This window comes from Dokdonella sp. (assembly GCF_039926425.1).
Classification (GTDB): domain Bacteria; phylum Pseudomonadota; class Gammaproteobacteria; order Xanthomonadales; family Rhodanobacteraceae; genus Dokdonella_A.
This window is the reverse complement of sequence record NZ_JBDSWZ010000262.1, coordinates 1-5,190: the sequence shown is the minus strand read 5'-3', so window position 1 is coordinate 5,190 and position 5,190 is coordinate 1. Positions and strand designations below refer to the sequence as shown.

At 65.1% G+C, this 5,190-nt stretch carries 5 protein-coding genes and 1 pseudogene; 1 reads left to right on the top strand and 5 read right to left on the bottom strand.

The annotated features are described in order from the left end of the window. From ABIV12_RS14965 to ABIV12_RS14945, 5 genes and pseudogenes are all read right to left on the bottom strand, one after another. Positions 1-190: pseudogene (locus ABIV12_RS14965) on the bottom strand (rod shape-determining protein RodA); the annotation flags it as partial. Next, a complete protein-coding gene (gene mrdA, locus ABIV12_RS14960) occupies positions 187-2,229 on the bottom strand; it encodes a penicillin-binding protein 2 (protein ID WP_348060733.1) in 2,043 nt (680 codons plus the stop codon). The gene mrdA and the pseudogene ABIV12_RS14965, both read right to left, overlap by 4 nt. A 2-nt stretch (positions 2,230-2,231) precedes the next feature. Continuing rightward, on the bottom strand, positions 2,232-2,720 hold the full coding sequence (gene mreD / locus ABIV12_RS14955) for a rod shape-determining protein MreD (protein WP_348060731.1): 489 nt from the start codon (positions 2,718-2,720) through the stop codon (positions 2,232-2,234). Next, positions 2,717-3,634, bottom strand: coding sequence for a rod shape-determining protein MreC (gene mreC / locus ABIV12_RS14950; RefSeq protein WP_348060729.1), 918 nt, complete (start codon positions 3,632-3,634; stop codon positions 2,717-2,719). Before mreC ends, mreD begins: the two co-directional genes overlap by 4 nt. A gap of 183 nt (positions 3,635-3,817) precedes the next feature. Next, on the bottom strand, positions 3,818-4,864 hold the full coding sequence (locus ABIV12_RS14945; RefSeq protein ID WP_348060727.1) for a rod shape-determining protein: 1,047 nt from the start codon (positions 4,862-4,864) through the stop codon (positions 3,818-3,820). Positions 4,865-4,926: 62 nt separating this feature from the next. Here ABIV12_RS14945 and ABIV12_RS14940 point away from each other — a divergent pair. After that, positions 4,927-5,190 (top strand): hypothetical protein (locus ABIV12_RS14940; protein ID WP_348060725.1); only part of this gene is annotated, 264 nt, incomplete at its 3' end.

Below are 5,190 nucleotides of genomic sequence, written 5' to 3'. Positions count from 1 at the left end.
CCAGGCCAAGCCCGAAGCGCATTGCTTGCGAAATGACTTGCGACCGGTCCAGGTCGCTTGCGCTGTACAGCGTGGTCAGGCCCACGCCCATCAACAGAAGCAACCCTCCGAGCAGCGGCAGGTCGAGCCGCGGGCGCCCCCATACCAAGCGCAGCCGATGGCGCCATTCGAGAATGATCTCGTCGATCATGGATGATCGCCCGTGACGTTCTGCGGAACCGGATCGATCACCGGATCGGTCGGCTCCGGCTCGTTCGCGACGCCGGTGTCGGTGTCCGCGGCTGCGTCCAGTGCCGGCGCAGGGTCATCGCCAGCGGGCAGCGGCGATGCGCCGACGCTCGGCAGCGCGGGCAGTCCCTGGGATTCGCGATCGCCAGGAAGCCATGCGTCGAGGATCTTGCGCACGATCGGGGCGGCATCATGCGCGCCGCTGCGGCCGGCTTCGAGCGCAACGATCACCGCGATGCGAGCGCTCTCGGCCGGCGCAAACGCCTCGAACAGCACCTGATGACGTTCGATCGGGCTGGAACTGATGCTCGTCCACGTTTCGTCCTTGCGCGAGTACCGTTCGGCTGTTCCGGTCTTGCCTGCCACCACGTAAGGGAAGCCGTTGAAAATACCGCGCGCGGTGCCCGTATCGACCACCGCAATCATGCCCTGCTCGATCGGCAGCCAGTTGTCGGGTTTGTGAATCACGCTGGCGCGCGCCGCAGGCGCGGGCGGCGTCTGCATCGTGCCGTGGACGTTCTGGGTTTTCAGCAGCAGGTGCGGCGTGTGTGGAACTCCACGGTTGGCGACCATCGCCATTGCATTGGCGAGCTGCAGCGGTGTGACGACCCAGTAACCCTGGCCGATGCCGGCGATGACGGTTTCCCCGGGATACCAGGTCTGGTTGTAGCGGGCGCGCTTCCACGCACGAGAGGGCAACACACCACCGCCCTCGCCAATGAGATCGATGCCGGTCGGCTTGCCAAAACCGAAACGGCTCATCACGTCGCTGAAACGATCGATCCCCATGTCGAGCGCGAGCGAATAAAAGTACGTATTGACCGACTGCGCAATGGCCTGCACCAGATCGACACGTCCTTGTCCGCCGCGCTTGTCGTCGCGATACGCGCGCGACTGCCCGGGGATGAAGAACTCGCCGGTTGATAGCACCGTATCGCTCGGGCGCCGTAGCCCGAGCTCGAGCCCGCCGAGCCCGACGAACGGCTTCATCGTCGACCCAGGCGCATAGCCACCGCGGAGGATCCGGTTGAGCAGCGGTTTGTCCGGCGCGGCAAGCAGCGCCGCGTAGTCGGCGCCGCCGATGCCGTTGACGAACGGATTCGGATCGAAACTCGGCACGCTGACCATCGCGAGCACCTCGCCGTTGCGCGGATCGATCACGACGGCGGCACCAGCGCGGCCTTCGAACGCGGCCTCGGCGACTTCCTGCAGGTGCGCATCGATCGTGAGGTAGAGATTTTCGCCGGGCACCGGCGCACCGCGATCGGCCAGAACGCGCAAGGGGCGATGATCGGCGTTGACCTCCACTTTTTCGTAGCCGACCTCGCCGTGCAGTCGATCCTCGTAGTAACGCTCGATACCGGTCTTGCCGATGTGGGTGGTGCCGGCGTAATCGCCTTTGTCGAGCCTGGACTGGTCATCGACGTCGATCCGCCCGACGTAGCCGACCGTGTGCGCGAACTCCTCGCCGAGCGGGTACGAGCGCGTGAGATAGGGCACCACTTCGACCCCGGGGAAGGCCCAACGGTTGATCGAGAACTTCGCGATTTCCTCCTCGGAAAGTTTCAGCCGCAGCGGCACGCCCTGATACGAGCGCTTGCCCTTGCGCAACGCATTGAAGCGCGCGATGTCGTCGTCGCCGAGCGGCACGATGTCGCCGAGTCGCGCGAGCAGGGCGGGCATGTCCTTGACTTGTTCGGGCGTCACTTCGAGGCGAAACGCCGCGACGTTCTCCGCCAGCAACACGCCGTTGCGGTCGTAGATCAGGCCGCGTGCGGGCGCCAACGGACGCGTCAGCACGCGGTTCGCTTCGGAGCGCGCGCTGAATTCGTCGTGCTGGGTGACCTGCAGGTAGCGGAATCTCGACGACAGCGCCATCAGGCACGCGACGATGATCAGGAATCCGGTCAACGCGCGGCGCCGGAATTGCGCCGCCTCATGCCGACCTTCCTTGAGCGGGCGAAAGCGCCGGGCGACCCGGCTGCGATTCGGTCGCTGCATGGTCAATCGCTCGCGCGCAGCCGTGTGCGCAGGTCGTCGAACAGGAGGAAAACGAGTGGCCAGACCAGCATGCCGACGATGGGCGACAGCCAGAACACCATTGACGGCATCGCTTCGCCTGAGAATCCGCGCACCATCAGCGTGACGATGCGATCGTTGAACAGCAGCACGAGCACCGCGAATGCCTGCTGCCAGACCGGAAAGAACCGCAGTCGCGCGCGGAAGCGCAGCACGATGAAGGTGAGGACGATCAGCCGCAAGGCCTGCTCGCCGAGCAGCTCGCCGGTCAGCACGTCGCCGAGAAGTCCCAGCAGGAACGCGAGTCCGAGACCGACGCGCTCGGGCAGTTCGATCGCCCAGTAAATCAGAACGAGGCCGACCCAGTACGGTTTGAGCGGCGACAGCACCAACGGCAGCGGCATCAGCTGCAGCAGAAACGCAATCGCGATACTGCCACCGAACAGCCACCCTTGGACGCGCGAGCGATTCACGGTGCAGCACCGGCTGCAGCATCGACCGGCGGACCCGCCGGGTCGGACTGTTCTTTTGGCGGTCCGTAGGGCTGCGGCTGGTCATGCAGCAGCAACACTTCGCCGCTGCGATCGAGCGCCGCTGCCGGCCGGGCAACTGCAGTGTTGAACATGCCGTTGCTGTCGTTTTTCACGCTGAGGATCTCGCCGACCGGAAATCCTGCCGGGAAGCGCCCGCCGAGACCGGAAGTCAGCAGCTTGTCGCCAACGCGGATGTCCGCGCTGAGCGGAATGTTCGGAAGTTCCAGCCGGTCGATCGCGCCGCTGCCGTGTGCGATCGTGCGCAGGCCCGAGCGTTCGATCACCACCGGGATCGCGTGGGTCGGATCGGTGACCAGCATCGCGACCGCGGTGTTCGGCAAGACCTCGACGATCTGCCCCATCACGCCGTGCGCATCGATCACGGGCTGGCCGACGACCACGCCCTGGTAGCTGCCCACATCGAGGACGATGCGGTGGCGGAACGGATCCGGATCGATATCGATCAATCGCGCGAACTGCACCGCGAGACCGAGGTTCTTCTGCGCGTCGAGCAGATCCTTCAGCCGCGCGTTCTGCGCGACCAGGGTATCGAGGCGGTTGAGGCGCGCCTGCGCCAGCAACAGCTGCTCGCGCAGTTCCCGGTTTTCGCTGACCAGTCGGTCCTGGGTGGCCACCGCGCTGCGTGTCGCGCGTGCGACGTCGGCGGGAAAGGCTGCGAGCCGGTAGGCCGGCTCGATCGCCACGCTGCCGGTGCGGCGCAGCAGCTGCAGATAGTTGCCCCGATGGTCCAGCACCATCAGCGCCACCGTCGCGGCCAGATAGACGATCAGCTGCAGTGTGCTGACCGAACCTTCTGCAAACAGCGTGGCATTGTCGGTGCGGGCGAGAGGCATGGGGCCGGAATTGGGGACTCAGGATTCGTCGATCAAAGGCAGTGTTGCGGCTTCTTGCGGCCGTGCACCACTCCCTGCGTCATTCACCGTTTCCCGACTGCGGCCCAAGATGCTGACGCAATGACGGCAACGCAAGGGTCGCATCCGGGATTCGTTTGAAACGAGTCCGGAATCTCCGCTCGATCAATCTGGCGCAAAGAAGTCGCTGCCGTGCAGGTCGATCAGTTCCAGCGCACGGCCTCCGCCGCGGGCGACGCAGGTCAGCGGATCGTCGGCGACGTGCACGTGCAGGCCGGTTTCCTCGGAGATGAGGCGGTCGATGTCGCGCAGCAGCGCGCCGCCACCGGTCAGCACGATGCCGCGGTCGGCAACATCCGAGCACAGCTCCGGCGGAGTCTGCTCCAGTGCGCTGCGTACCGCGCTGACGATTCCGGACAACGGCTCGTGCAGCGCTTCGAGGATCTCGTTCGAATTGATCGTGAAGCGCCGCGGTACGCCCTCGGCGAGGTTGCGACCGGAGACTTCGATCTCCATCACTTCGGACTGCGGAAACGCGCAGCCAATGCCCATCTTGATCTTCTCGGCGGTCGATTCACCGATCAACGTGCCGTGGTTGCGGCGCACGTAGTTGATGATTGCTTCGTCGAAGCGGTCGCCACCGATGCGCACCGACTGCGAATACACGATGCCGTTGAGCGAGATCACCGCCACCTCGGACGTGCCGCCACCGATGTCGAGCACCATCGAACCGCGCGCCTCGTGCACCGGAATGCCGGCGCCGATCGCCGCGGCCATCGGTTCCTCGATCAGGTAGACGTCGCGCGCACCGGCCGACTCTGCCGATTCCTTGATCGCGCGACGCTCCACCTGCGTCGATCCGCACGGCACGCACACCAAAACGCGTGGACTCGGGCGGAACATGCGCGCGCGATGCACTTTCTTGATGAACTGCTTGAGGATTTCCTCGGTCATCGTGAAGTCGGCGATCACGCCGTCCTTCATCGGGCGGATCGTGACGATCGCCGCCGGGGTGCGTCCGAGCATCCGCTTGGCGTCGGCGCCCACTGCCGCGACCGAGCGCGGGCCGCCGGGTCCGCGGTCCTGGCGGATCGCGACGACGGACGGTTCATTGAGGACGATGCCCTGCCCACGCACGTAGATCAGCGTGTTGGCGGTGCCGAGATCGATCGAGAGATCGTTGGAGAAGAGTCCGCGTAAACCTTTGAACATGAGCGAGGCGCGAGCCTGTATGGAGGACGGGAAAAGCGCGCAAGTCTACCAGCTACCCGCGCATGAAAAAGGTCGGCGAGGTTAAAAAACCCTTGTCTGGCGAAGGGTTCGGGATATTTTCACTGCTTGTTTCGAGCTGTCGGGCGGTTCGCATTGCACGCCGCTGGCGCATCGCGTTTCCGGGCCGATGCGCCGGTCGGGTAAGCTTCACCGGTTTGCGCGGCTCCCGCACTCGCACCGCCGCGCGCCTTCCGGAATCCTCCATGTCAGCTCTGATCTGCGGTTCGCTCGCCTACGACACCATCATGGTGTTCCAGGACCAGTTC